Annotated in this window: 18 protein-coding genes; 8 read left to right on the top strand and 10 right to left on the bottom strand. The window is 56.7% G+C overall.

What is annotated here, in order from left to right; all coding sequences use genetic code 11:
* Positions 1-192: 192 nt before the first annotated feature.
* On the top strand, positions 193-1,053 hold the full coding sequence (locus ACU6HM_RS00350; RefSeq protein ID WP_009459353.1) for a DMT family transporter: 861 nt from the start codon (positions 193-195) through the stop codon (positions 1,051-1,053).
* A gap of 1,092 nt (positions 1,054-2,145) precedes the next feature.
* Here the strand turns inward: ACU6HM_RS00350 and ACU6HM_RS00345 are convergent.
* The 3 genes from ACU6HM_RS00345 to ACU6HM_RS00335 are packed head-to-tail and all read right to left on the bottom strand — an operon-like array spanning position 2,146 to position 4,998.
* Entirely contained in the window at positions 2,146-2,736 is a 591-nt protein-coding gene (locus tag ACU6HM_RS00345; RefSeq protein ID WP_446763221.1) for a c-type cytochrome, read from the bottom strand.
* Positions 2,733-3,341, bottom strand: coding sequence for a cbb3-type cytochrome c oxidase subunit II (locus tag ACU6HM_RS00340; RefSeq protein WP_336971121.1), 609 nt, complete (start codon positions 3,339-3,341; stop codon positions 2,733-2,735). Before ACU6HM_RS00340 ends, ACU6HM_RS00345 begins: the two co-directional genes overlap by 4 nt.
* A gap of 4 nt (positions 3,342-3,345) precedes the next feature.
* Complete coding sequence (locus tag ACU6HM_RS00335; protein ID WP_026484662.1) at positions 3,346-4,998, bottom strand: cbb3-type cytochrome c oxidase subunit I; 1,653 nt, start codon at positions 4,996-4,998, stop codon at positions 3,346-3,348.
* Between the two features lie 233 nt (positions 4,999-5,231).
* Here ACU6HM_RS00335 and ACU6HM_RS00330 point away from each other — a divergent pair, with 233 nt between their 5' ends.
* Positions 5,232-6,659, top strand: a complete 1,428-nt coding sequence (locus ACU6HM_RS00330) for an aminotransferase-like domain-containing protein (RefSeq protein ID WP_115634000.1) — start codon at positions 5,232-5,234, stop codon at positions 6,657-6,659.
* 116 nt (positions 6,660-6,775) lie between these two features.
* On the top strand, positions 6,776-7,201 hold the full coding sequence (locus tag ACU6HM_RS00325; RefSeq protein ID WP_446763220.1) for a lipocalin-like domain-containing protein: 426 nt from the start codon (positions 6,776-6,778) through the stop codon (positions 7,199-7,201).
* A 43-nt stretch (positions 7,202-7,244) separates the two neighbouring features.
* On the opposite strand, the gene ACU6HM_RS00320 is transcribed toward ACU6HM_RS00325, so the two are convergent.
* Positions 7,245-8,150 (bottom strand): LysR family transcriptional regulator, encoded by a 906-nt coding sequence (locus ACU6HM_RS00320; RefSeq protein WP_009459362.1) that lies wholly within the window; start codon positions 8,148-8,150, stop codon positions 7,245-7,247.
* Positions 8,151-8,268: 118 nt separating this feature from the next.
* On the opposite strand from ACU6HM_RS00320, the gene ACU6HM_RS00315 reads away from it, so the two are divergent.
* A complete protein-coding gene (locus ACU6HM_RS00315) occupies positions 8,269-9,615 on the top strand; it encodes an aspartate aminotransferase family protein (protein WP_009459363.1) in 1,347 nt (448 codons plus the stop codon).
* 163 nt (positions 9,616-9,778) lie between these two features.
* Entirely contained in the window at positions 9,779-10,615 is an 837-nt protein-coding gene (gene murI / locus ACU6HM_RS00310; protein WP_009459365.1) for a glutamate racemase, read from the top strand.
* A 527-nt stretch (positions 10,616-11,142) separates the two neighbouring features.
* On the opposite strand, the gene ACU6HM_RS00305 is transcribed toward murI, so the two are convergent.
* Positions 11,143-11,352, bottom strand: coding sequence for a hypothetical protein (locus ACU6HM_RS00305; RefSeq protein WP_446763219.1), 210 nt, complete (start codon positions 11,350-11,352; stop codon positions 11,143-11,145).
* A 215-nt stretch (positions 11,353-11,567) separates the two neighbouring features.
* On the opposite strand from ACU6HM_RS00305, the gene ACU6HM_RS00300 reads away from it, so the two are divergent.
* Genes ACU6HM_RS00300 through ACU6HM_RS00290 form a run of 3 tightly spaced genes read left to right on the top strand, consistent with a single transcriptional unit; the run spans position 11,568 to position 16,064 of the window.
* Entirely contained in the window at positions 11,568-13,646 is a 2,079-nt protein-coding gene (locus tag ACU6HM_RS00300; RefSeq protein WP_022983355.1) for a LamG-like jellyroll fold domain-containing protein, read from the top strand.
* Positions 13,647-13,667: 21 nt separating this feature from the next.
* Positions 13,668-13,865 (top strand): hypothetical protein, encoded by a 198-nt coding sequence (locus tag ACU6HM_RS00295; RefSeq protein ID WP_250756000.1) that lies wholly within the window; start codon positions 13,668-13,670, stop codon positions 13,863-13,865.
* 21 nt (positions 13,866-13,886) lie between these two features.
* Positions 13,887-16,064, top strand: a complete 2,178-nt coding sequence (locus ACU6HM_RS00290) for a phosphocholine-specific phospholipase C (RefSeq protein ID WP_250756001.1) — start codon at positions 13,887-13,889, stop codon at positions 16,062-16,064.
* A 157-nt stretch (positions 16,065-16,221) separates the two neighbouring features.
* Here ACU6HM_RS00290 and ACU6HM_RS00285 read toward each other — a convergent pair whose 3' ends face one another.
* The 5 genes from ACU6HM_RS00285 to ACU6HM_RS00265 all read right to left on the bottom strand — a co-directional run bounded on the left by ACU6HM_RS00285 (position 16,222) and on the right by ACU6HM_RS00265 (position 25,333).
* Entirely contained in the window at positions 16,222-16,698 is a 477-nt protein-coding gene (locus ACU6HM_RS00285) for a hypothetical protein (protein ID WP_009459371.1), read from the bottom strand.
* 24 nt (positions 16,699-16,722) lie between these two features.
* Positions 16,723-17,271, bottom strand: coding sequence for a hypothetical protein (locus ACU6HM_RS00280; protein WP_446763218.1), 549 nt, complete (start codon positions 17,269-17,271; stop codon positions 16,723-16,725).
* Between the two features lie 63 nt (positions 17,272-17,334).
* Positions 17,335-18,108 (bottom strand): OmpA family protein, encoded by a 774-nt coding sequence (locus ACU6HM_RS00275; protein ID WP_250756004.1) that lies wholly within the window; start codon positions 18,106-18,108, stop codon positions 17,335-17,337.
* 74 nt (positions 18,109-18,182) lie between these two features.
* Positions 18,183-24,125, bottom strand: coding sequence for a YadA-like family protein (locus ACU6HM_RS00270; RefSeq protein ID WP_446763217.1), 5,943 nt, complete (start codon positions 24,123-24,125; stop codon positions 18,183-18,185).
* Entirely contained in the window at positions 24,122-25,333 is a 1,212-nt protein-coding gene (locus tag ACU6HM_RS00265) for an EAL domain-containing protein (RefSeq protein ID WP_009459380.1), read from the bottom strand. The genes ACU6HM_RS00270 and ACU6HM_RS00265 overlap by 4 nt, the downstream gene beginning before the upstream one ends.
* Positions 25,334-25,880: the final 547 nt, after the last annotated feature.

The raw sequence follows: 25,880 nt of genomic DNA, 5'->3' as shown, positions 1-25,880 counted from the left end.
TCCATCTGTCTTGCTGTTGACTGTCGTCGCCCCAGGCGTCGTCAATCAAGCCGCTGTCGTGTCCGACGTCGTCGTCGACACTCGCGTCTACAGCGTCTGCTCCTAAGACCTCTTTTTCTTTTCCTGCGCCATTGATGCGCCTGGAATGTCTTTGCAGACAAACCTAATTTATTTAGACAGATAAAGAACATCATGATTTCTTCTTCTCGCGCCCAAGCGGGTGCTATTGCCTTGTTCGTACTGCTTTGGGGCAGCGCGGGTATTTTCACGCGTATCGGTTTGGATCATGGCTCGGTTATGGCCATGCTGATCCTGCGTTTTGCCATCGCCCTACCTATGGTGATCATGCTGGGGCACTTCAATGGCGGCTGGCTGCCGCCCAAAGGGCAACGTCTGCTGCCAGCTATCAGCGGTTTGCTGATGATCGGGCTGTATTCGTTTTTCTATTTTGAAACCCTGGCTCAAGGGATCACACCGGGTCTGCTGGCGACGATCCTGGGTGTGCAGCCAATTCTGACCTTGGCTTTGACCGAGCGGCGTTTTTCTTTGAGCCGTGTGGCCGGTTTGGCACTATCGCTGACAGGACTGATTCTGGTGGTGTATCAAAGCCTGATTGTCAGCCGTTTGTCCGTGATGGGTCTGGTATTTGCAATTGCTGCTTTGTTGAGCATCACTGTGGGGACCATTGTTCAAAAGCGTCAGCCCGTGGGGGCTTTGCAAGGAATGCCTTTGCAGTATTCCTTGTCTCTGGGCTTGTTTATTCTTGCGTCCCTGGGTTTGGGACAAGAAATCCGCTGGGAGAACACATTGGGCTTTTGGGGACCGGTGGTCTGGCTTGGTCTGGTGATTTCCGTACTGGCCCAGTTACTGCTGTATCGCATGATTCGCAGCGGGAATCTGGTCAATGTCACTAGCCTGTTTTATCTGGTTCCTGTGGTGACGGCGGGATTGGATTTCCTGATTCTGGGGAATACCTTGGCAGCTCGCGCAGGGCTGGGACTGGTGGCTATCTTGGCGGGTCTGTGGCTGACATTACGGAAGAAGGCGGCGTAAGTCTGCTTTTTATAAGTGGGGTTTCACGGAGAGTTAAATCGGTCTTTGAATGATGAGATCGGTCTCCGTGAAGCCACCACTTGGGTCCCTCTGCAGGGATTGGGCTGAGCACTTGCCGGTGCTGCGCACCGGTGCCCTAGTCAGGAGATAGCTACGGGCGCATCCTGAACTCGCGGGGTGGTTCGTCCCCCGGACGAACCACAAGCGCCCCGCTCAAACAGCAGGATGCTTGCCCCCCTACGCTATCTCCTGCCCGCGGCAAGTACTCTGATCCGCCCAATCCCTGCAGAGGGACCCAAGTGGTTCACAGTGATACATATCCACGATTCAAGTCGGTTTGCTTCCCAAATCCAGGCACGGCATGGACAGATCTCAATGCCTAGATCTTTATTCTTAAGCGGCAACCCTCAAAGCGCCCTTCTAAAAACTACTGATTTACGAGCTCTCGCTACAGATCGATACCTGTCATCAGCGTGTGAATACTGCAGGCATGCTAATTATCATTGCTGAATACTTTTGGGCTTTTTCAACTGGCCGCACTCCGCCCAATCGCAGTAGCCCTTCAACTCATCACAACAACTCGGCCAACCACAAGCCCTGGCCCCACCAAGCACCAAACCCAAAAACACTAGACAGCCCCCCGTCCGCGCTACAACCAGCACTTCCTTCCGCCACAAATCGGTTTTTTATATTTCTCCGTTGTGAGCCGCTTGGGGGCCGGGTCCAGGGGGGCGATTCAGACTGCTTGCCGCAGGCGGTTCTGATATCCGGGATGCAAGCCCTGTGCTGTTTGAGCCCGACGCTTGTGATTGGTCCGGGGGACCAATCACCGGGCGAGTTCACAGGGCGCCCGGATATCAGAATCGACAAGGGTACCGATGCGCAGCATCGGCAAGTAGTCAAGCCCGCCCCCCTGGACCCGGCCCCCAAGCGGCGTCCCCACACCGAGACACCCAACAAAAAAAAACCGACATCTCCAACCCTGGGGTCGGGCGAGATATCGGTTCAAAAGCCGGGGGCCTGTTCCCGGCGTACTACCGTTTCAAAACGTGCTTCTAATTATTAATTCCAGAAGAACTCATCGCAGCCACCTCAATGCGCCGCAATCCACTCCAACAGTTCCTTCTCCCCTTGCCAAGGCTGACTACGATCCCCACTGGCAGCCCGCTCCTGGGCAACAAACTCGGGGGTAATGGCATCCTCCTCATTCCCCCACTCATGGCGAATAAAGCTCAACACAGCCGCCAGCTCCGCATCACTGAACTGCTCTGCAAATGCAGGCATCGCCCCCTGATATTCCTGACCTTTCACCGTGATAGCTCCCGTAACCCCTTGCAGCACCAATTGCGCCAGTACCTTGGGGTCACCCTTCACCCACTCTGAGTCCGCCAAAGGCGGGAACACCCCTGGCAAACCTTGCCCCGTCGCCTGATGACACGCCACACAGGCATTGGCATACAACTGCTTACCATCCGCAGATGCACTGCCAGGCGCAGGAGCCAGAACCGCCAAAGGACGCTGATCCCCCAAATGCGGAGAGCTGTTGGGCTGAGCCGAGACGATGTAATACACCGCCCAGGCCAGCAAGGCCAAAATCACCAGAATCACTACGCGCGGAACCGGGTTGTACTGCTCGTGAGGATCTGCATTCTCGCTTTGACGACTTTGCACAGGGCGACTCATTCCTCACCTCCCACGGCATCCGCACTCAAGATCGGATACACATGCTTGAGCGACTGCAAATACACCACCAGATCCAAAGCCTCCGGACGAGCCACCACCACCTTGCCTTCCGGTGCCACACCTGGCGGCAGGCTCACCACACGCTCATCAGGCTGTACCTGATCCGGGTCTTTGGCCTCGAACAAGAAACGATAGGGAGGCATATTGCTGCCCGGCGAGTAAGCGCGCGGGTCGTACAAGTGCCCCAAATGCCAATCCTGACTAGGCTGACGCACACCAATATTGAACAGATCCGGCCCGGTACGCATGGTGCCCAGCAAAGGCGGATCGTCGTAGTGATAATCCCCTGCCACCGAAGCGCGCCCCCAACCACGGCTGGCATCCGCCACACCCGCGCCCGTTGTACTGGGCTGCTGCGTGTGACAAGTAATGCAGCCATTGCCCCGATACACCGCCCGACCGCGTATTTCCTGACTGCTATAAGGCAACAAACCTTCCGGGGCAGGCTCGTCTTTCAGCTGCAGAAACGGCACCACAATCATGGCCGCCGTTGCCAGAGACAAGGTCACCATGGACCCGATAATCAACTTCAGTTCGTTTTCCATGTCCTTAAACCTCCAGCTCAGCGGTACGGCGCACTGCAGCCGAGCGGGACTCGGTCAAGGCAAACGCACCCGACTTCACAATCATCAGCAGTACGTGCAGGGCAAAGACCAGATGGCCCAGCGTCATCATGGCGCCGCCAATAGAACGGCCTTGCAACCAGGGCATGGTGACTGCCACCGACTCCATAAAACCACGGGCAGGATCCAGCAAGGCCAAACCTTGCAGCACGCCACCAATGCTGAGCGTGATCATGTACACGGCAAAGCCAGCCACCACCAGCCAGAAGTGCCAGGAGATCAAGGCAGGACGGGGCCAGGCCGTGTTCAGAATGCGAGGCAAGGCAAAGTACACTCCACCGAAAATCACCATGGTCACAAAGCCGTACATACCCAGATGAGCATGAGCCACCGTGAAGTGCGTGAAGTGCGTAATGGAGTTCAGCGAACGCAAGGCTTCAGCAGAACCTTGCAGGGACGCAACGGTGTACATCATGGCGCCAAAGACGATGAAACGCAGAACGGGCGAATGGCGCAGCGCACTGAAATGGCCTTTCAGCGTCAAGTGCTGGTTAGCCGAGAAGGCCAGCACCGGAATCACCATCATCACGCTTTGCACGATGGACAAGGTAATCAGCCATTCAGGGATAGGACCACCAATCAAATGGTGCGCACCGACCTGTCCGTAGAAGAATGCCAAGGTCCAGAAACCCAGCAGCGACAAGTTGTAGGAGCGCACAGGGCGTCCAATGACTTTGGGCAGGAAGTAGTAAATAGCGGCAATCGACATGGGGGTATAGAACAAGCCCAGCACGTTATGCCCGAACCACCAGTTCATGGTGGCTTGCTCCACCCCAAAGTGCACGCCAGGAACCTTGGCGACCAGATACAGAATGGGGAACCAGAACAGCGCCGCGCCGATGTACCACACCGACACGTACAAGTGCTTGACCTTGCGTTGCGAGAGCATCAAGGCCAGCGGCATGCCGATCATCATGCCGCCAAAGGCGAACAGCACACCGATTTGCCAGGGGATTTCCAACCACTCCAAACCCGCATTCAAGCCAATGGCCAAAGCACCAATCCCCGCCACCAGCGCAGCATTCCAGACCAGACCGCCCACCATCACCAAACGGCCACCCAGCAAAGGGGTTTGCAGCAAGCGCGGCAACATCCAGATTGTTAGCCCCAACAAGCCCATGGGTGCCCAGCCATATGCCACGCCATTCAGGTGAATCGTGCGCAGACGGCCAAAGCTCAACCAGGAAACGTCACCCAGGAACTCGGGCCAGTGCAGTTTCAAGGAGCTGATCAGACCCGCAAACGAGGCCACCACCAGCCAGACTACCGCACAGACAATCAGTAAGAACGCAGGCATGGAACTGGAACGGTCGGCCTGTTCACGCGCCGCCATTTCAAGCGCGCTGGTTTGCTGACCATGGTTCTCTGCAATATGGTCGGCCGCCGCCAGGCTTAGCGCCTGCCGTTGGGCAGCATCGGCCGAGGGCTCTTCGGGCTGGCCGATTTCGCCCTTGTGAAAAATAGTGCGCGCACCACTGACGTCAGCATCGAACAGGCCCTTGCGCAAGGACCAGATAAAGGCAAAAAGCCCGGCAATCGACAGGATGAATGCGGCAAGCAAAAGCGCCGTCGGGTTCATGGTATTCCTCTGATTAGATAGGCCCGCAGCCCACACGGGCACGGACGAAAACACCCGGCAAGGCTACCTGTCGGCACAGAGCATTCCAAGAATCAGTTAAAGCTTAAAAAACCCTATCAGTTGTCCTGAAAGCCCCGCAAATTGCCGTTTGCTTGTGCTTGAAGACATACCCATCAGATAATAAAAAAACTACATTTATTGAAATTACCGTATCAGATGGAGCACAGAAGGACATGAAACTGTACGAGACGCTGGCCAAGGAACTGGCCCAGGCCATTCTTGACGGCACAGTTGCCGCAGGCGAGCGCATGCCCTCTGTGCGTCAATTGATGGATAAGCACAAGATCAGTGCCTCGACGATTTTCCAGGCGTATTACCGACTGGAAGCACAAGGCTTGATCAAGGCGCGTCCTCGTTCGGGCTACTACGTCTGCTCCAGCCTGGCGCCTCATACCTTGGAGGCGGACACGGCCTCCCAGCCACCGCTGCAAGCGACCAGCGTTAACAATAGCGACCTGATCATGGCGATCCTGCAATCCAGTTCAGAGCGCTCCGTAGCGCCTTTAGGCTCCGCTTTCCCCAGCCCTGTGCTCTTTCCTCTGGAACGCTTGGGCCGCTTCTTGTCTGCCAGTCTGAAACAGCAAGATCCCTGGGCCAGCGTGGACGATCTGACCCAAGGCCACGCTCCCCTGCGTCGCCAGATTGCCTTGCGCTATCTGGCTCAAGGCATGGCCATCAATGCCAACGATATTGTGATTACCAACGGAGCTCTGGAAGCGCTGAACCTATGTCTTGCAGCGGTAACTCAACCGGGTGACATCGTGCTGGTGGAATCGCCCACCTTTTATGCCGCGCTGCAATCGCTGGAACGCATGAAGCTGCAAGCCCTGGAAGTGCCCACCCACCCGCGTGAAGGCATTGATCTGGAAGCGCTGGAACACGCGATCAAGCATCACGCCCCCAAAGCCTGCTGGCTGATGACCAACTTCCAGAACCCGCTGGGCAGCCTGATGCCCGATGCCAAAAAAGCCCAATTGGTCGAGCTGCTGGCCCGCTATGAAATCCCCTTGATCGAGGACGATGTTTACGGCGAACTGTACTTCGACACGGAGCGCCCCCGTCCCGCCAAAGCCTTTGACCGTCAGGGGCTGGTGATGCACTGCTCCTCTTTTTCCAAAACCCTGGCACCCGGCTATCGCATCGGCTGGGCTGTGCCGGGACGCTATATACGTGAAGTCGCCCAAGCCAAACTGACTACTACCCTGACGTCCCCCGTGCCCACCCAACTGGCCCTGGCCAGCTACCTGGAAAAAGGTGCGTACGAGCAACACCTGCGCCGTTTACGCACTCAACTAAAAAGCCAGTATGCGCAGTTCTCCAAAGCCTTGGGACGCTACTTCCCCGCAGGAACTCGGGCAACCCGCCCCGAGGGCGGCTACTTCCTGTGGGTAGAGCTGGAAAAAAGTGTGCAGACCTTAGAACTGCATCGCCAGGCCCTGTCACAAGGCATCAGTCTGGCACCAGGCTCCATCTTTTCAACTACCCAGAATTACAGCCATTGCCTACGTCTTAACTTTGGCCATCCGTGGACAGAACACAGCGATCACGCACTGGAAATACTGGGTAATTTATGCCGACCATTGCCACTTAAAAAGTCATGAAGCGTAGGGCCTGACGATAGAAAATAAGAATAGGCAAGTCATTGAATAACAAACGAAAAGACAGCATGATGGCTTAGTTACATAACGCAACAACACTGTCTATTCAGGAGTTTTTGATGGCCCATACCTTACGTAGCAAGCTGATCGGTGTCTGGCAATTGGTGTCCTTTGATTTTGTCCCGGAAGATGGCTCGCCCAATTACCCGGGGTTTGGGCCAAATCCCATTGGGCAATTGACGTACACAGAAACAGGCTATGTGACAGCGCAACTAGGTAGCAAAGACAGAACGGAGCGAGACAGCAGCCAAACGCTACTAGACAAATACTTGGCCTACGCAGGAACATTTGCGGTCGATGAAACCTCTCAGTGTGTTACCCACTTTGTAGATATGTCCCTATCTCCCAATTGGCTCGGTATTCCCCAACCGCGGTTGGCACGTCTTACCCAGGATGAGCTCGAACTGACGACAGGCACGCCCATCACCGTCGCAGGCAAGCTGGGCACAGGCACCCTTCTGTGGCATCGTGCCAAGCCTATCTGACCGCTTGGGGACACCACCCCACGGCCAGCTTATGCTGGCCGTTTCAGTTTTGAGTCTCACTATCTAACAGGCCCAGAAAATAATCCACAATCGCGTGTGCGCGCCTGTCCTTACGCATGGCCAAGGACAAGGGAATCGTGAACTGACGCTGCTGCGGGTCCACCGCAATCATCTGGCCCTTCTCTACCCAGCGAGCCGCCACGTGCTCGGGCAAGAAACCGATGTATTCCCCCGTCAAAATCAAAAAGGCGATCCCTTCCCGGTCACTGGCCGTGGCAACACAATTCAGATCCTGGTGTTGTCCGATCGCCTCCAGGCTCATGCGATAAGCAGGCGCAATGGCTGCAGCCCGGCGCAAGACTTCCTGAGACACTGTCCCTTCTTGCGCCGCGGCAAACAAAGGATGTTCCCAGGAGCAATACAGAAAATAAGGTTCGGCATAAAGCGTGCGATACTCCAGCCCGCTCAAGGCATTGGTTTCAGGCAACACACCCATATGCAAGCGACCGTCCAGTAAACCACGCTCAATCTCACCCGGCGTACTCATGCTGATATGGACGCGCACCGCCTCACTGTTTTGCCGCAAGGCACGCAAGGCCGAGGTGATGTGCATATGAGGCTGCGAGATCAGGCTATTCATCAAGCCTATATTCAAGTCCCCCCGCAAACTGGAATGCAGCTGGTTCACCTCACTGCGGAAATTCTCCACCGCAGCCATCAAGGTTTCACTGGCCCGCAGTACCTGTCGCCCTTCTTCCGTCAAGGCAAAACCCGCCCGGCCACGCTGACACAGCCGGATTCCACCCAAACGTTTTTCCAGATCGCTCATATGCAAGCTGATGGCCGAACGTGTAATGCCCAGCACGCCTTCCGCAGCCGAAAAGCTGCCCACTTGCGCTACCGTTCTGAACACACGCAGCAGACGCAAATCAAAATCGGAAACCTGCAAGAGTCCTTTGAGTTGCATATAGGTGAGTAAAAAAATAAGTGAAGTTGAATAAAAACGTATTTTACTCAACAACTTAGCTGCCTACACTGGGGGTATTCACCGCCTTGAGGAGACCACCATGAACTCACCCTACTTTGCGCCACAGCAGATTGCCAGTGAACTCAATCTTCAATCCCACTGGATGCCCTTTACCGCGAACCGACACTTCCAGCAGGACCCGCGCCTTGTCGTCAAAGCCGAAGGCAACTGGCTGTACGATCAGGATGGCCGCCAGATTTTTGACAGCCTGTCCGGGCTTTGGACTTGTGGTGCCGGACATGCTCGCCATGAAATCCAGGCCGCCGTGCATCGTCAACTCGGGCAACTGGACTACTCTCCCGCCTTTCAGTTTGGACACCCCGCTGCTTTTCAGCTGGCCGACAAGCTGACCCAGCACACCCCTGACGGTCTGGATCATGTTTTCTTCACGAACTCCGGTTCTGAATGTACCGACACGGTCGTCAAGATGGTGCGGGCGTACTGGCGTATTAAAGGCCAGGCGACCAAAACCCGTCTGATTGGCCGTGCTCGTGGCTACCACGGCGTGAACGTGGCCGGCACCAGCCTGGGAGGCATAGGCGGTAACCGCAAGATGTTCGGGCAACTGATGGATGCCGACCACCTGCCCCACGTACTGCAAGCAGACTGCGCCTTCACGCGCGGCCAGCCCGAAACAGGGGGCCTTGCCCTGGCCGACGAACTGCTGAAACTGATCGAATTGCACGACGCCAGTACCATCGCCGCCGTTTTTGTCGAACCCGTCTCCGGATCGGCAGGCGTACTGGTGCCACCTACCGGCTACCTGCAACGCCTGCGCCAGATTTGCGATCAGCACAACATTTTGCTGGTCTTTGATGAGGTCATCACCGGCCTGGGCCGCCTGGGAACCTATACCGGGGCCGAATACTTTGGCGTCACCCCCGACATCATGACCATGGCCAAGCAGTTGACCAACGGTGCCATCCCCATGGGCGCGGTCGTTGCCAGCAAGGAAATCTACCAAACCTTCATGGGCCAGGACTTGCCACTGCACGCCGTGGAATTCAGCCACGGGCACACCTACTCTGCCCACCCCGTCGCCTGCGCCGCTGGACTGGCTGCCCTGGAGTTGCTGGAACAGGACAATCTGCTGCAACGCTCCGCTGAACTGGCTCCGCATTTTGAACAAGCCCTGCACCAGTTGCGCGACAGCCCGAATGTCATCGACATCCGCAACTGCGGCCTGGCGGGTGCCATCCAGCTCGCCCCACGGAATGGCGACCCCGCCATCCGCCCCTTTGAAGCGGGACTGCAACTTTGGAAACAGGGCTTTTACGTACGCTTTGGTGGCGACACCCTCCAATTTGGCCCCACCTTTACCTCTACCCCCGAGCAACTCAACTCGCTCTTCGATGCGGTGGGAGGCGTCCTGAAGAACCTGGCTTGAACGCAGCAACAGGGCGGTCATGGAAAGACCGCCCCACACACCAACCAAGACCTGGAACAGGGCCTAAAGGAGACAGCCGCTGTAAACCAGGCTGAAGCCACTGCTCCAAACACGACAAAAGCGCCATAATAGAATTTTTGCCCCACAAGCATCGTTCAGCGCCATGAGTCCATCCCGCCCCGCCGTTTTTGCACAAGCCCCTATTGGCGTGTTTGATTCGGGCGTCGGCGGATTGTCCATCTGGCGTGCCCTGCGCCAATCCCTGCCCAACGAGCATTTGCTCTACCTGGCCGATTCCCGATACGCTCCCTACGGAGACCGATCCCCCAAATGGATTGTGGAGCGTACCCTGCAAATGACTCAATTGCTGGTAGACCAAGGCTGCAAGGCACTGGTCATCGCCTGCAACACCGCCACACTGGTAGCCGCCCCCGCCCTGCGCTCCAGGCTTTCCATCCCCATCATCGCCATCGAACCCGCCATAAAACCGGCTGCCGCCCTGAGCCGTAGCCGTAGCGTCGCCCTGATGGCCACCAGCCGCACCCTGGACAGCGGCGGCCTGCAAAACCTGATTGACCGCTATGCCAGCGACGTGGAAGTCATACGCATTCCCTGTCCAGGGCTGGCCGACCGGGTCGAGGCCCTGCAACTGTCAGGCCCGGAAATCGAAGCAGAACTCAAAGAACGATTGGCCCCCGCCCTGCAAAGCCAGGCCGATACCCTGGTCCTGGGCTGCACACACTACCCCTTTTTACGTCCCACAATCGAAGCCATCAGCGGCTCGCGCTTCCATATTCTGGAACCGTCCTTTGCCGTCGCCGCCCAAGTGCACCGTCGCCTGGAGCAGGCCAACTGCCTGAACACACAAGCCCAAGCAGGCAACAGCGCCTTCATCAGCAGCGCCCCCGTGGACCAAGCCCAAAAAGTCATCCAAGCCCTGACAGGACTGAGCGAACCCACCATGCTGGCATTCCCCATACATTCGCCAAGCGCGCTGTAGAAATTGTTCATCCTCAATCTCTCGATGTTTCCAGCAAGAGCCGCTTGAGTTGGCTGCTCTAGCTAGCTGACCACTATCTTTAGCGGCCCAACGGCCCCCCCTCCGTTCACCATCTCCACTCGCCTCGACTCTGGGTTCGAACTGACGGGGTGACATGACGCCCTCCCCCCGGACGGTTTTAAAGTCAGCCCGAACAACGATCCTGCCCCATCACAACTCAAACCAGCACTCCACCCAAACAACGATTCCCGACCTCACTCTCGAAGCCATTGAGAGCTGCTCGGGGTGCCGGCACAGGGGCGCGGGGCGAGTCAGACCACTTGCCGCAGGCGGAGTGACGATCGGGGATGCGAGCAGCCTGCTGCTTGAGCCCGACGCTTGTGGTTTGTCCGGGGGACAAACCACCGGGCGAGTTCAGGCTGCGCCCCGATTGTCACTCTGCCAAGGGCACCGACGCGCAGCGTCGGCAAGTGGTCCGCCCCGCGCCCCTGTGCCGGCACCCCGAGCAGCGCCCTACGAAGAATGCCTCAGGCCCCCCACTCTGCAGCAACCAACGCCCCCAAGCCTGCTCCACCTTCAAGCTCAGCAAACAACAACAACAACAACAACAACAACAACAACAACAACAACAACAACAACAACAACAACTTTGAGCCTAAAGCATAAAAAACGCCTAAAACCCCGCCAAACCACGCCACCGTAACAAACCATCCATCAAGCCGCCATATGCCTGCCAAGCCGCAGCCAGCCAGCCCTTGAGCCCCACTGCTCCCACCCCCGTCCATCCCTTCACATAAAACACAATCCAATCATCGGCGGATTTGCTGATCCGTTCACAGGGCAGTCATACGCCCTTCCTACACTGCCCGCAGTCCTGATCCGATGCCAACTGAGCAGCCCACCCCCACGCCCAGTCTGGCCTCTCTTTTCACTTTTCTACACGAGTGGCTGTATGACCTTCTCTCCCCGTCTTCCCAAGTCCCCGGCATTGCAGCGCATGCAGCAAGCCGGGCTTACTCTGTCCATGGCCTTGCTGCTAAGTGCTTGTAGTGGTGGCTCCGGCGGCAATGATGGCTCCACCAGTCCTGGCGTGGACCCGGAACCCCCTACCGTTGAACCCGGCGACAAACCCCAGGCCCTGGGTGGCAAAAAAGCACTGATCGTCACCATCGACGGCTTGAGCTACGAAGCCTTGTTGCAAGCCCGTCAGGCCGGCCAGCACCCCGCCCTGAAATCACTGACCATCGCCCCCGCACAAACCGGCGGCTATGTCGGCACCAGCAGCGAACAACGCACCCTGCCCGTCCCTGGCTGGGCCTCCCTGATCACCGGCGTTTGGGCAGACCAGCACGGCCTGCGTGGCGTAGGCACTGCCGCCCCCACACTGAGCGCCCCCACCCTGCTAGCCCTGGCTGACAAGCAGCCCCAGGCCGCCATGGCCCTGAGCGCCGCCGACTACCGCAAGCTGCTAGGTGAAGACCTGCAGGCCGGACGCATCCTCGAAGCAGCCAACTGTACCGACTCCGACAGCTGTGTCAGCGAGCAAACCGAAAAATACCTGCAGCAAGGCAAATCCCTGATCCTGGCCCAAATCCAGGCTCCCGCCCGTGCTGCCTCCGAGGGTGGCATGGGTGGCCAGGCCTACCAGCAAGCCGTGCAAGCCTCGCTGGCCTCAGTGGACAAACTGTTTGCCCTGATCGAAAAACGCAAGCAGGCAGACGCTTCGGAAGACTGGTTGGTCATTCTGACCACCAGCTATGGTCTGGACGAATTTGGCGGCACCACTGGCTCGCAATTCAACCGCAACAAGACCAGCTTCATCGCCACCAACAAGACACTGGCCTCCTTGCCAGCCGTTGACAGCGCCGTGACCAGCACGACGGACATGAACACCCTGGCGGCCGTTATCGACATTGCCCCCACTGTGCTGTCCCACCTGGGCATCCAAAGCGAACAGTACCGCTTCCGTGGCTCCCCACTGCAAGCTGAAACTCGTGTGCGCAACGTGTCCTTCAGCAAACCCGCCGACAAGAACATGGTGGACCTGAAATGGGTACTGGATGGTGACGCCTCGCAGGAAATCCAGGTCATGCGCGACGGCAAGCTGATCGCTACCCTGCCTGCCGGCACAACCCAGTACTCCGACCCATTGCCAGTATCGGAAAATGCTCAGACTTACTCGCTGATCTATTCGATAAGTTCAGGCAAGGCCGCATCCACCATCAAGGCTGAAGTCGGGTACCAACCCCCTCCCAAGCTGGCCGACACGCTGAAAAATGGGTTGCGCAGCTACTACACCTTCAGCTCACAACCTTTTACCGATGCTAAGGGCGGGAGCAGCCTGCAAACATCCAGCCCTAGCGTCCCGAGCGGTGAACTTATTGCTGCTGACTTCCTGGATCCCTCCCAGCCTAAAGGGGGCTTGCGCCTGGTCGGTAGCAAAGCCGATGCCAATGGAAACCGGGGTTATCGCCTGTCCTTGAGCCGCGAGTTGCTGGGCACAGGTGGTGTGCAAAAACTGACCATCGGTTTCTGGTTCCGAACCCCCGACAACTGTCACGGCTATGGCGCTCCCATCATGGCCAACAAGAACTACGACTCCGGTAACACTCCCGGCTTTGCACTGGGCCTGTTCAACGCCAATGGTTGTGACGTCCGCTTTAACACCGGTTATGGGGGCGGTCGCAATGAAAGTCAGGGTTACAACGTCACACCCGACCAATGGGCCTACATAGCCGTCGTGATTGACAAGTCCAAAGGCATCATGCGTGGGCACGTATTCGATACCAAAAAAGGGGCGCAGTTCGGGTCTGTAGCCTTGGAGGCCCGCACAATCGCCGCATTGGGCGGAACCGGCACCAGCGAACTGGGGCTGAACGAAGACGTTACCGGCCAGTACTACAAACGCTGGGGTCGCAGCGACATCAATATGGACTTTGGCGAACTGGCCATCTGGGATCGTGACCTGAGCACGGACGAGCTGACCAGTATTTACGAATCGCGCAAACCCTTGTCCAGCCTCCAACCCTGATAGCACAACCAAGGAATTCTCATGAATCTAACGAGCACCTCATTTACTGTTGAGCGCATAAAACGCGCATCCGTACTGCTGATGTTCTGCGGCCTGCTGGCTGCTTGCGGCGGCGGTAACGACACAGGCAACTCGAACAGCTCCGGCTCTACCGAAGAACCTGCTGAGCCGGGCAAACCTAACCCAGAACCTGCGCCGCAACTCAAATGCGCCCCTTGATTGATTAAGAGATTAAGCACAATGACTTCACGCCGCACATTCCTACGCAACATGACGGGAGCCAGCCTGGCAGCCGGTTCTCTGGCCGCCTTTCCTCCCAGTATCCGCAAAGCGCTGGCCATCCCCGCCAACAACAAGACGGGCACCATCAAGGATGTAGAACACATTGTGGTTCTGATGCAAGAGAACCGCTCCTTTGACCACTACTTCGGCACCCTGAAAGGCGTGCGTGGATTTGGAGACCGTTTCACAATCCCAATGCCCAATGGGCGCAACGTCTGGCAGCAAAATGTCAGCTCGACCGAAACCGTGATGCCCTATCATCTGGACGCCACCAAAGGCAATGCCCAGCGCGTTAACGGCACACCGCACTCCTGGTCGGACGGCCAGGCTGCCTGGGACCACGGCCGCATGGACTTCTGGCCCAAGCACAAGAATCGTCACTCCATGGGCTACTACCGCGAAGCCGAATTGCCCTTCCAATTCGCGATGGCGAACGCCTTCACCATCTGCGATGCCTACCACTGCTCCATGCACACCGGCACGAACTCCAACCGCATGTTCCTATGGACCGGCACAAACGGTCCGACCGGCACAGGCGAGTGTACCGTCAACAATGCGTGGGACAGCCTGTGGCCCTCGATCTTTGGCGGCTACACCTGGAAAACTTATCCCGAACGCCTGGAAGAAGCCGGTATCAGTTGGAAGGTGTACCAGAACCTGCCTGACAACTTCACCGATAACCCCTTGGCTGGCTTTATCCAGTACCGACTTGCCGCTGAAAAATCGGGCAAACCCACCAATGACCCGTACGAACCATCTGACGACGTCGGTAATCCTCTATTCAAAGGCATTGCCAACACCATGCCCGACGGCGGATTTCTGGAACAAATCCGCAAGGATGTCGAGTCCGGCACCTTGCCACAAATCTCCTGGGTGGTGGCCCCAGCCAACTACTCTGAACACCCTGGCCCTTCAAGCCCCGTGCAAGGCGCTTGGTACACCCAAGAGCTGCTTGATGCACTGACAGCCAATCCCGAGGTCTGGAGCAAGACCGTATTGCTGGTCAACTTTGACGAGAACGATGGCTTCTTTGACCACATTCCCTCCCCTTCAGCCCCATCGATTGACCCTGTCACTGGCAAACCTGCTGGCAAGACCTCGCTGAGCGAAGAAGAAATCGCGTTTGAATACTACAACTACCCCAGTCCCAAAGGTCTGGCCGGCCAGCCTCCACGCGATGGCAAAGTATTCGGCCCCGGCGTGCGCGTGCCCATGTACGTAATCTCCCCCTGGAGCCGTGGCGGTTGGGTGAACTCGCAAGTGTTTGATCACACATCCGTCATCCGCTTCATGGAAGAGCGCTTCGGTGTGATGGAGCCCAATATCAGCCCCTACCGCCGTGCCGTGTGTGGTGACCTGACCTCGGCCTTCAACTTTGCCAGCCCGAACGACGAGCCACTGCCTACCTTGAACGGCCGTCGCAACCGTCAAGAGGCTGATGCCATTCGCAACGCTCAGGAACGTCTGGCTCAAGTACCTCAGCCCGTGGACAACCAGCGCATTCCCGTGCAGCAAACCGGTGTACGCCCATCGCGTGCCCTGCCCTACGAGCTGCACGTCAGCGCCCGTTGTGACAGCGAAAAAGGCGTACAACTGCTGTTCTCCAACACAGGTAAAGCCGCCGCTGTTTTCCACGTCTACGACAAGCTGAACCTGGACCGTATCCCGCGCCGCTACATGGTCGCTCCCGACCAGATTCTGGACGATGTCTGGGACGTGCAGGCGAACAATCTGGGGCACTACGACCTGTGGGTATTGGGCCCGAATGGTTTCCACCGCCACTTCCGTGGTGATGTCAGCGTATTGAGCCAGCCCGACACCGCCCGTCCAGAAATCCGCGTTTGTTACGAAGTGACCAAAGGTGATGTTTATCTGGAAATGATGAACGGTGGCCAGTCGGCCTGCACCTTCACCATCCAGTCCATGGCTTACCGTGAGGATGGCCCATGGGAAGTGACCGTGGAACCGGGCAAGCAAGCCAAGCAATCCTGGGTTCTGAAATCCAGCGGTCACTGGTACGACTTTGTGGTGCGCAGCAACAGCGACCCAAGCTACTACCGTCGTTTCGCTGGCCGCGTGGAATTTGGCGAGCACGGTGTCAGCGATCCGGCTCTGGGCATTCCGGCTTACCTGTAAGACTTAAACGCTGTGCATCTATAGTTCTCTATCGTCTGACTATGTGTGCGTGCGCACCACGCACACGTTTTGCCCCGATGCCTTTGCTTGGCATCGGGGCTTTTTTTTGTAGTGACTGGTGTGAAGCGGCAACTAAAAGCCCGCGGATCCAGCAAACTTAGCGGGTTAAGCGCGACCGAAGACCCAGGCCTAGGTAGTGCCTTCTACGTTGCCGCTTTCTTTTCGTCGCCACTCTTTCCTCTTTGACCTGGACCGATATCCGGGCGCTGCCCAACTCCACAACCGCGCGCAAAACAGCAGAGTAAGCAGTACGGGCAGGCAAGCAAACGTCAGCCCCTGCATACATAGCACGCTCACTGGACAGGGGGGACTCATCGGCCAGAAACAGGAGGGCGACATTATCCAGCTGCCGCATCGCGGAAATAACGGCGTACACATCAAACGCGCTCTCGCCCTCCCCGTCAATAATCAGAATGCGCTGGCGCTTTCCGAAAGTGGCAAGGTCTGTAGGACTGGTTGCTACCGTCGTGCACACCCCGGAGCCGGCCAAATAATCATGCAGGGCCAGCATATCGCCCACACGCGATGATGCAGGCTGTGCAATCAGGAGAAAAACCACATCAAAATCATACATAGGGCGCGATACGCAGTCCTGTTATCACCGACCACCCTGCATCAATTTAATAATGGCCTGTGTATGCTGGGCGTTCTGGGTTCCGATCAGCAAACGCCCATCGGAAATCGTTTCACTGATACGGGCCACGCTTACCAACTGCCCTTGCACACTTAACAACAGATAGTGGCCTCGTGCCTGAGCCGTGACACTGCGCAGTTTGCTAATGCCGTTCTGGTTCATCTCCAGTAGCAAAAACGTACCTTGATCCTGAGTGCTCACAGGGGTGACGCGGTGCAGATCGGATTGCGTCAAAACAGGCTGGGGCAGCGCATACAGCGAGGTTCCCCCCACATCCACGGCCACCAAGGGCGCTTCTGCTTTCTCTTGCGCCAAATGCAGGGTAATGACAGTTGGAGCTTGAGTACGAGAGGCCGTCGGCGCTGCCGTGCTGGCATTGTTCGAACCACCCGCGCCTTGCATGACAGGCGGTGCTGGATCTACAGGTTCGGAAATATGACGAGGCATGGTTTGCTGACAAGCAGCCAGGCCACCAGCCAGAATCAACACTGCTAATTTGTGCAGAATATTCATTGTTTTCTCGATCACGGCACACACCCGGCCAAGACGGGTGCGTGCCTGGTTGCCGCATCCAACTTAGCGTTGGCCTTGAACTTCGATATCGACCCGACGATTCGGTGCCAGGCAGGCAATCAAATCACTGCGATTGGGCTGATCACACTGCACAAGGGGGCGGTCCTGACCAAAGCCTTGCGTCACAATTGCGGCGGCTGGAATGCCCTGGGCGGACAAGGCCTGTCGTACCGTCTGGGCACGTTGCTGCGACAAGCGCTGATTCGATGCCGCACTTCCAATCCGATCCGTATGGCCGGAAACCGTCACCCGTTCGATGTCGGACATTTGCTTGAGCTGGCCGGCAATATCACGAATCGTGCTCAGACCTGCGCTGGTCAAGGTCGCACTGCCAAACGCAAAGGCCACGTCCCCGGAAAGCGAGAACGGCTGAATGGTTGCGGTTTTCGGTGCCGCATCCAGAACAGAAGCACATTCACCAGGCTTCCAGTAAAAGCTGCGACCCAGCTTGTCCTGATCAAACAGCACCTTGAACTGACAAGTCTTGATGCCCTGTGCCGTGTTGAAGTGAAACAGGTAATCCCACTCGCGAACCTTGAAGCCTTCAGCAAAGTGCGGGCGACCCAGCAGGTCATACAGCTGATCGCGAGTCACGCCTTCCCGGACCTGACGCAGATTGTCGATATTCGGGTAAGAGCCCGTGTGAAAAGTTGCTTTATCCACTTCCGGAAACACCGGATTTTCCGTGTGGCCCTCCGAGTCCACCTGACTCAAGGTTCCGCAACCAGCAAGCACCAGGCTGCCCAGCAAAGCAGCCCCAAACCAATTTTTCTTCATGATCTGAATTCCTTCAAAAGTGTGTGCTGTGCATCGGCGCCAATGCGCCGATGCACCATAGAGTCAGGGCCGACTTACCATTGATAACCAATACCCACGGCACCACCGTAATCACCGCGCGAGGTGGTATTGCCCGAGAGCTTGTAAACCCACTTACCGTTATCGGTAATACCGGAGAAACCAATGGCCATACCGGACTCTCCACGCCAGGTACCGCCGGCCATGGACATCATGTGCTTGCCCGGCAAGTAAGCCTGAGGCAGAGACGCTGTTGCCATCGCGGCCGCCACACCTGCACTTAAGCGGTTATCCAGACGATTGATATCGTGGCGAATATTGTTGATCTGGCCTTGCAGATTGCCCGCCACCTGATTCAACTGGCTTACGTTGACCGCATCGGTGTCATTCACGCCCGCCGCCACATTAGTGATGTGCTTGCCGGACATATTGATGCCGTTCTCGTTAATGATCGGGCCACCGTTATTGATCTGAATTTCATCGGCCTGAACATTCACTGCCGTAATGGAATTGACCTTCAGATCCTGGGATACCGACACCTTGATATCAGCGCCAACGGTCTGGCCTGCATCATTGACCCGGTCCGTCTTGGAGATAACGATGTTGTCCCCTTCAACAAAGCCCACCGTGTTGCCATTATGGATAGGCGTGCCGTCACCGGAGCCATTATTGCCACCACCTGTGGAGCCGGAACCATTGCCGTTGGAACCACCGGTATTGCCGCCTTCCTTGCCATCCGTCGGTGCTTCAACATTCCAGTGCATGCTGTCCAGAACATCTTTCAAGGAGGAGTGCTGGCCACCGTTGTAGGCAAACGAGCCGTTTCCATCCAGACCAATGAAGGACTCGATAGGCTGGAGCTGACCATAATTGACGGCATCGGTCGGATTGCGACCGGCGGCAACATTGGTGATGCGCATATCACCTGCGTTGATGCCAGCCAGGGTGATACTCGGGCCATTATTGATGGTCAGGCCGGTGTTACCCAGGTGTACGTCGTTTCCTACCGCAACCCCTGCGTTGTTGATGACGGTATCGCCGGTCTTCAGGCTGCCATCTGCTCCCAGATCAATGTCCTTGTTCAGCTTGACTTCAACCTGTCCGGAATCATCGGTGCCAGTCTGCTCAACCGTGACATTCTTGTCACCGACAAAGGCAACCTGGCCGTTCGGGCCAATATTGGCGCTATTGCCATCCGCATCGGTCACATTCCAGCCAGCGCTGGCAACGTCATTGACTTGCTTGAGCTGATCTTCGGTCGCCGCCTGACCGCTGGTGTAGTTGTCCGGATCCCAAGTCAGATTGGTCAGTCCGCCGATTCGGCCGGTATCACCATTGATCGTGACCGGGTTTGCTCCGCCCACCACGACCTGCGTGCTGCCGATAGCCGTGCTGTTACCGGCCGCATCTGCCACCGTGATCGAACCTGCGCCTACGGTAGTCGTGTCACCGGCGGCATTGCTGACCGTGGTGCCTGCCGCAGTCGTGGAGGTCTTGTTACCTGCCCCATCATCCACAGTCAGACCGTCGTTGTTCACGACCGTGTTTCCTGTCTTCAGGCTACCGTCTGCGCCCAGATCAATATCCTTGTTCAGGTTGAAGGCCAGGTCCGTGCCATCACGAGAAATGTTGATGTTGCCGTCCGTGTTACTGAAGTCCACCGAGGCGCCAGGCTTCACGTTTTCAGTAGCACCACCATTCGCGCTGATGTTCCAGCCTGCGTTGGCAACCTCTGAAACTTCTTTCAGCTGCGATACGTTCACCGCATCGGTGTCATCCGTACCTTCGGCAAGATTGGTGATCTTCTTGCCGTTCATATTGATGCCGGCATCGTTAATCACCGGACCACCGTTATTGATGGTGATGCTGTTCAGGTCCGTCAGATCCTTGGCCATGACCAGGTTCAGCTTGTTGCCGTCACTATCAACACGCAGGTTCGTACCCGTGGACTCTGCGCCCTCGGCCAGTTCACCCGAGATAGTCAACGGTGTGTTGTCACCCAGCGTTTTGGCAATCGCGTCGCCGGTATTGCCGGCAAAGCTCAAGCCATCAGCCTGGGTGGCGATCTCGCTGCCCTTGTAGATAACATCACCACCGCTTTGGACAACAAAGTTGTCACCCAGGTGGGTTTCGCCCGTAACAGTCAGATTGTTGGTCGTGACGCTGTCGCCATTAACGATCGTGTCACCTACTGTGACGCTGTTACCGTTGATCACGGTATCGCCTACAGTGATGCTATTACCCACAGTCAGATCATCGGCCAGATTGAAAGCCAGATCGGTGCCATCGCGCGTCACGGTGATGTTGCCGTCGTCATTGCTGAAGTCCACCGATGCTCCGGGTTTGACGTTCTCGGCGGCACCACCATTGGCACTGATGTTCCAGCCTGCGTTGGCAACCTCTTCAACATCCTTCAACTGCGACACGTTCACCGCATCGGTGTCGTCTGTCCCTTTGGCTAGATTGGTGATTTTCTTGCCGTTCATATTGATGCCGGCACCGTTGATCACCGGACCACCGTTATTGATGGTGATGCTATTCAGATCCGTCAGGTTCTGAGCCATGACCAGGTTCAGCTTGTTGCCGTCACTATCAACACGCAGGTTGGCACCCGTGGACTCTGCTCCCTCGGCCAGTTCGCCGGAGATGGTCAGCGGTGTGTCGTCACTCAGCGTCTTGGCAATGGTGCTGCCTGTGTTGCCCGCAAAGCTCAAGCCATCAGCCTGGGTGGCAATTTCGTTGCCCTTGTAGATAACATCCCCGGTGTTTTGGACAACAAAGCTGTCACCCAAATGGGTTTCGCCCGTAACAGTCAGATTGTTAGTCGTGACGCTGTCACCGTTGATCACGGTATCGCCTACAGTGATGCTATTACCCACAGTCAGATCATCGGCCAGATTGAAAGCCAGATCGGTGCCATCACGCGAGATAACGATGTTGTCGTCATCATTGCTGAAGTCTACCGAACCACCCGGCTTCACGTTCTCAGCCATGGCACCATTGGCACTCACATTCCAACCTTGAGCCGCGTACTTGATCGCATCGTGCACCGTGTTTTCACCGGTATCTCCGATATTGCTCATGCTCAGGTTGCCATTAGAGGCCAGCGTGGCATTGCCACCCAAAATGTTTTTCGTGGTGTTAGCTACATTGCCCAGCACCGAATTCGTGGCATACAACTGGCTGCCATTGATCGCATCTGTGCTGCTGGCGCTGATCCGGCCCGCGGCCACATTCGTCACTGTGCGTTTTTCCTGCTCCGTACCCACGCTGACGGTAGCAACAGGACGATCTCCGGCAAAGTTGCCGTAGTTCAGCCCGTTCAAAGAAGCATTCAAGGTGCCAACCGCGCCTGCTGTTTCTGCACCATCACCCAGCGCTACCGAGCGTGCATTGAGCGCCTTTGAACCCTGTCCAATAGCGACAGCACGATCGGCCGTGCTGCGGGAGCCGTCACCCAGCGCGATTGCCTGACGCTCAAGCGCCCAAGCGTCACGGCCTTGTGCAATCGATGCCTCGCCAAAGGCATGTGCACCCTTGCCCTGTGCCTGTGCAAAATCAGCGGTGGCCTGAGCTTCGCGACCTACCGCAATGCTGCTATTGAACTGGGCAATGGAGTCCGTACCCAGCGCAATGGAGTCGCGGTTCTTGTCCTGATTTTCGACATCAGGATTAGACTGGCCGGAGCGAGCGTTAGTACCCATTGCAATACCGCGTGCCGCAAAGGCTTTGGCATCCGTACCGCTGGCCTGGGAATCACCGGCAGCCGCCCGTGATCGGGTGCCAAACGCCATAGCGTCATTAGCCGTTGCCGTCGCATTGCTACCCTGAGCGATGCCGCGAGCCGCATTCACCACCGAGTTTTTACCGATCACAATCCCTTCCACGGCTGTAGAACTGGATTCTGTACCGATCACAATCGAGTTCTCGACCGAGGGACCGTTTGCCTGGCGATCTGTGTAGGAATCCCGGCCAATGACGATGGAGTTCTTGTCACGGCTGACAACGTGCGTACCGATTGCCACGCCGCTCTCGTCCCGCGCTTCGGATTGGGAGTTACCGATAGTCGTGGAATTCAGCCCCAAGCCTTTGATGTTGTGTCCCAGCACAACAGATGACGCTCCCTCTGCCCCTGCCATATGTCCAATAGCAACCGAGTCCTTTTCCTTGGCAGTTGCATCAGGGCCGATGGCAATCGAGTCGATGGCTGTTGCAGCAGCACCGTTATTGTTCTTGTTGCCCTTGTCGACACCACCATCATTAACGCTGAAGTAACGAGGTTTGCTATCGGCAATCTGCTGGCCCCAGTCCTCGCCAACCTTCTCGGCCAGCTTTTCATAATCCACAGTCGCACCCAGCGTCACCTGATCAACAGCCGACTGCAACTGGCGCACGTTCACTGCATCGGTCTCATTGGCACCGTCTTCCACGTTCACAATACGACGTGTGAACTCACTGCCCGACTGGCTGCTACCAACGGAAACGGCACTGCCATTGAAGCCTCTATTGGTGAACTTGCTCAAGCCAGACACATCGTTTTGCGCGGCATGAGAGTTCAACCCCAGGGCTACGAAATTGCTGTCAGCATGAGCATTAGGGCCAATGGCAGTACCCGTTCCCAATGCCGTTGTCTGACGACCCATCGCGACCCCGGTATTACCGGCAATCGCCTTGTACCCAATCGCCACGCCTTCTGTTTCAGCGCCGGAGTCCTCACCAATACCGATCGCACGGTTTGATGACAGCCCCCGATTCGCATTCTTGCCCAGGCTGACATTGCTATCGCCTATGACATTCAGGCCGGCATCTCGGCCAATCGCCACGTTTTCGTTGCCATCCACGCCATTGCCGGTGCCATCACCCAGCGCCACATTGAACTGACCTTTGACGTTCTGACCACTGGCCTGACCGATGGCAATATTGTGCGAACGATCACCCGGCAGATGATTGCCAGTGGCCTGGCCTGCGCCATTACCGATAGAGATATTGTTTTCTGCATCAGCCTGAGCACCTAAACCCAAGGCGATCCCGTTAGCCCCACTGGCCTGTGCCTGCATACCCAAGGCAAGCGCATTATTTCCACTTGCCGCTGCTTCGCGGCCTACCGCAACGCTGGCCAAACCGCTGCTCCGACTATCCTTTCCAATGGCAATGGCTGCCTCCGGTTTGGGTCGACTGTCTGCGCTGGCGACACTGGCACCGTCACCCAATGCAATCGCGCTGTCGGCGTCGGCCAGCGCACCTTGTCCTGCAGCAATACTGCGATCCCCCTCTGCCTTGGACTCAGGGCCAATTGCAATGGATTCTTCACCATTCGCCTCGGAATCAGGCAGCTCCGAGTTCGCACGGAAATACTTCACGCCAGGATTGGTTTCATCCACTCCCAAGGCAATCAGACGATCGTTAACAGTCACCAACCCTGTTTCAGTAGCGCCAATTCGAGTGTCATGTGCAGCGATGGCGGTTTCGTTGCCCGCAATTCGACTGTCATGGGCCATGATGGCCGTTTCATTGTCCGTAATGCGAGTCCCATGATCCGTCAGAGTGGACTCATTGCTCGTGACCCGCCCTTCCAGCCCATCAATCTTGCCGGTATTGGTCTGCACCTCAGCGGACGTAGCATTGAGCTGCGCCTGGGTCGCCACAGACTCACCACCCACCGTAATCTGATCGGCACTCAAGGCGCCGGAGATCATCAGGCTACTCAACCCCACGATGCTGCCACCACCACCCGTAAACCGAATGGTGCCGCCTGGGCTGGTGAAGTCAATGAGGTTGCTCTGACCGTCGCCTGGAATCTCGACTGCCGCCCAGGCATTGCTCATCGCCAATGCGCTTGCTGTCAACAAGGCGAGCCATCCCATGCGTGCGGAAAAAGACGCACGCTTTCCTCCTTTGACGCACGAGGAACTGCGCTTGCCTTTGGCTTTCTTGTGCTCAGAAACGGCAACAAATGTTCCCGTTTGCTCATTCCAGATGGTTTTATAGACGTGATTCATCTCTGTTCCTGATCCTTTAAGGAATACGTGTTGAGTGCTACGTTGATGTGTGTGGGGCTGAAACTGTCTCGAACGCACAAAGGCTCCGCCCCCTCCCGGGGGGGCAGGACGCAGGGGGGGTCTATGTAGTAGCCTTGGACGGCGTGCACGCCGGCATCGACGCTCAACTGGAAATCCAGGGCAGTCTCAATTCCTTCGGCGATGACGTATTGGCTGATGCCATGCGAGGCATGAACCCAAGAATGAAGGGCAGCAAGGCCGTCCCTGTCCCGTGCCTGATGCACCAGGGATTTATCAAGTTTTAAGACCTGGGGTCGGATCTGCCGAGCCAGATCCAAGGTATTGAATCCGGTCCCAATATCATCAATGGCAACTTTGCAGCCCAGGCCGCGCAAGGTGCGCAGCAGGCTAATGGCGGCTTCCTGATCAAAGACAGAAGCCGTTTCGGTAATTTCCAGGGTCAAACGGCTGGCCAGCTGTGGCGCACCACGCAGCACCGCAATCAGCAGCCGCCACCACGGCCCCTGTTGCAAAGACAAGGGGGAAATATTGCAGGCAAGATGAACATCCGGATCACGCTCCAGCACCTGTACCACCGACCACAGAACGCTGGCATCCAGGCGTTCGGTCACATGCAAGCGCTCTATGGCCTGAACAACCGGCGCACAAGAAACGGACTGAGTACTGTTCTGCGCATCATCCCAGCGCAACAGCACTTCGTAATACAGAACCTGCTCGCGATCCTGCACAAAGACCACAGGCTGAAATGACAGGGCAACCTTCTCGTCCCGCATATCTGCAAAGAAACGAGTCGCCAAAGCCATGTCGCGCCGAGTCTGCTCGCAAACAGGAGGCTCAAGCTCGGAGAAGGCAATGGTGCTGGCCAGAGACTGCAATTGAGACAGGCAAACCGGACGGTCGCCCGATGCTTCAACCCAAGCCGGAACAACATTGACCAGGATGCGGTCCGAGCCGCAGCGAACGGGCTCGTAGCACAGCGCCGCTTTGACTCGTTCCAGAAACAGGTCCTTGTCAAGCTGGGTGGGCAGACGACAATTCGTCAAACCAATCAACACCACTTGATCAAGCACCAGGATGTCGCTGCGTGCTATGCCGTAGGGACGCAGGCGCGCCGAAATGGCGGACAAAAAGGCTTGCTGGAACAGGCGCGCATCATAGGCCTGGGCAAGCGTTGCCAGTCTTCGCAAGCCTAAAAGCAAATAGCTGCTTGAAGGAGTAACTTGCTGCAACCAGCAGGACAATGACTCTAGCGACTGGACGCCCATTACGCGCCCCGCTTCGCCGGTTGGCACTCTGGACGCTGTGTGTGAATCAGCGTCTGGCTTTCCACCTGACAGCGGTCAAAAAGCCTCCTTTATGTCAACATCGATTCCATAACAAATAGACACGTTTGTACGTGAAAATTACGCTGAAAAGGATCATTTCGATGCGCTATTCGGTTGGGACTAAAAGGAGGCTTCTTGTCAAAATCGCAAGCCTATTTACGCCTTTTCTTAACCATTGTTGACGCTTGCCTATGGCTGGCTGCAACGTTCTTCAGAAAGTGCATCGGTCAGACCTGCTTCGTGTTGACACACATGTGGCCGCCGCTAACACTTAATCAGTATCTGCATCTGAAACACAGCGTTAATAAAAAATTACGTAATAGTTTTTATTGCAGTACGAGCTACCTCAATCGCCGTTTACGTGGCAGCAGGTTTGCATGCGGTTAGTAAAACTTGACATCGCGTGGCC

This window comes from Alcaligenes sp. RM2 (genome assembly GCF_052931795.1).
The sequence above is the reverse complement of the archived record's forward strand: the minus strand, read 5'-3'. Positions and strand labels throughout refer to the sequence as shown.

What these genes read in the sequence shown, in the direction of transcription:
- ACU6HM_RS00350 (WP_009459353.1), top strand. Translation starts at nt 193, where the DNA reads ATGATTTCTTCTTCTCGCGCCCAAGCGGGTGCTATTGCCTTGTTCGTA.
- ACU6HM_RS00345 (WP_446763221.1), bottom strand. Translation starts at nt 2,736, where the DNA reads ATGAGTCGCCCTGTGCAAAGTCGTCAAAGCGAGAATGCAGATCCTCAC.
- ACU6HM_RS00340 (WP_336971121.1), bottom strand. Translation starts at nt 3,341, where the DNA reads ATGGAAAACGAACTGAAGTTGATTATCGGGTCCATGGTGACCTTGTCT.
- ACU6HM_RS00335 (WP_026484662.1), bottom strand. Translation starts at nt 4,998, where the DNA reads ATGAACCCGACGGCGCTTTTGCTTGCCGCATTCATCCTGTCGATTGCC.
- ACU6HM_RS00330 (WP_115634000.1), top strand. Translation starts at nt 5,232, where the DNA reads ATGAAACTGTACGAGACGCTGGCCAAGGAACTGGCCCAGGCCATTCTT.
- ACU6HM_RS00325 (WP_446763220.1), top strand. Translation starts at nt 6,776, where the DNA reads ATGGCCCATACCTTACGTAGCAAGCTGATCGGTGTCTGGCAATTGGTG.
- ACU6HM_RS00315 (WP_009459363.1), top strand. Translation starts at nt 8,269, where the DNA reads ATGAACTCACCCTACTTTGCGCCACAGCAGATTGCCAGTGAACTCAAT.
- murI (WP_009459365.1), top strand. Translation starts at nt 9,779, where the DNA reads ATGAGTCCATCCCGCCCCGCCGTTTTTGCACAAGCCCCTATTGGCGTG.
- ACU6HM_RS00300 (WP_022983355.1), top strand. Translation starts at nt 11,568, where the DNA reads ATGACCTTCTCTCCCCGTCTTCCCAAGTCCCCGGCATTGCAGCGCATG.
- ACU6HM_RS00295 (WP_250756000.1), top strand. Translation starts at nt 13,668, where the DNA reads ATGAATCTAACGAGCACCTCATTTACTGTTGAGCGCATAAAACGCGCA.
- ACU6HM_RS00290 (WP_250756001.1), top strand. Translation starts at nt 13,887, where the DNA reads ATGACTTCACGCCGCACATTCCTACGCAACATGACGGGAGCCAGCCTG.
- ACU6HM_RS00285 (WP_009459371.1), bottom strand. Translation starts at nt 16,698, where the DNA reads ATGTATGATTTTGATGTGGTTTTTCTCCTGATTGCACAGCCTGCATCA.
- ACU6HM_RS00280 (WP_446763218.1), bottom strand. Translation starts at nt 17,271, where the DNA reads ATGAATATTCTGCACAAATTAGCAGTGTTGATTCTGGCTGGTGGCCTG.
- ACU6HM_RS00275 (WP_250756004.1), bottom strand. Translation starts at nt 18,108, where the DNA reads ATGAAGAAAAATTGGTTTGGGGCTGCTTTGCTGGGCAGCCTGGTGCTT.
- ACU6HM_RS00270 (WP_446763217.1), bottom strand. Translation starts at nt 24,125, where the DNA reads ATGAATCACGTCTATAAAACCATCTGGAATGAGCAAACGGGAACATTT.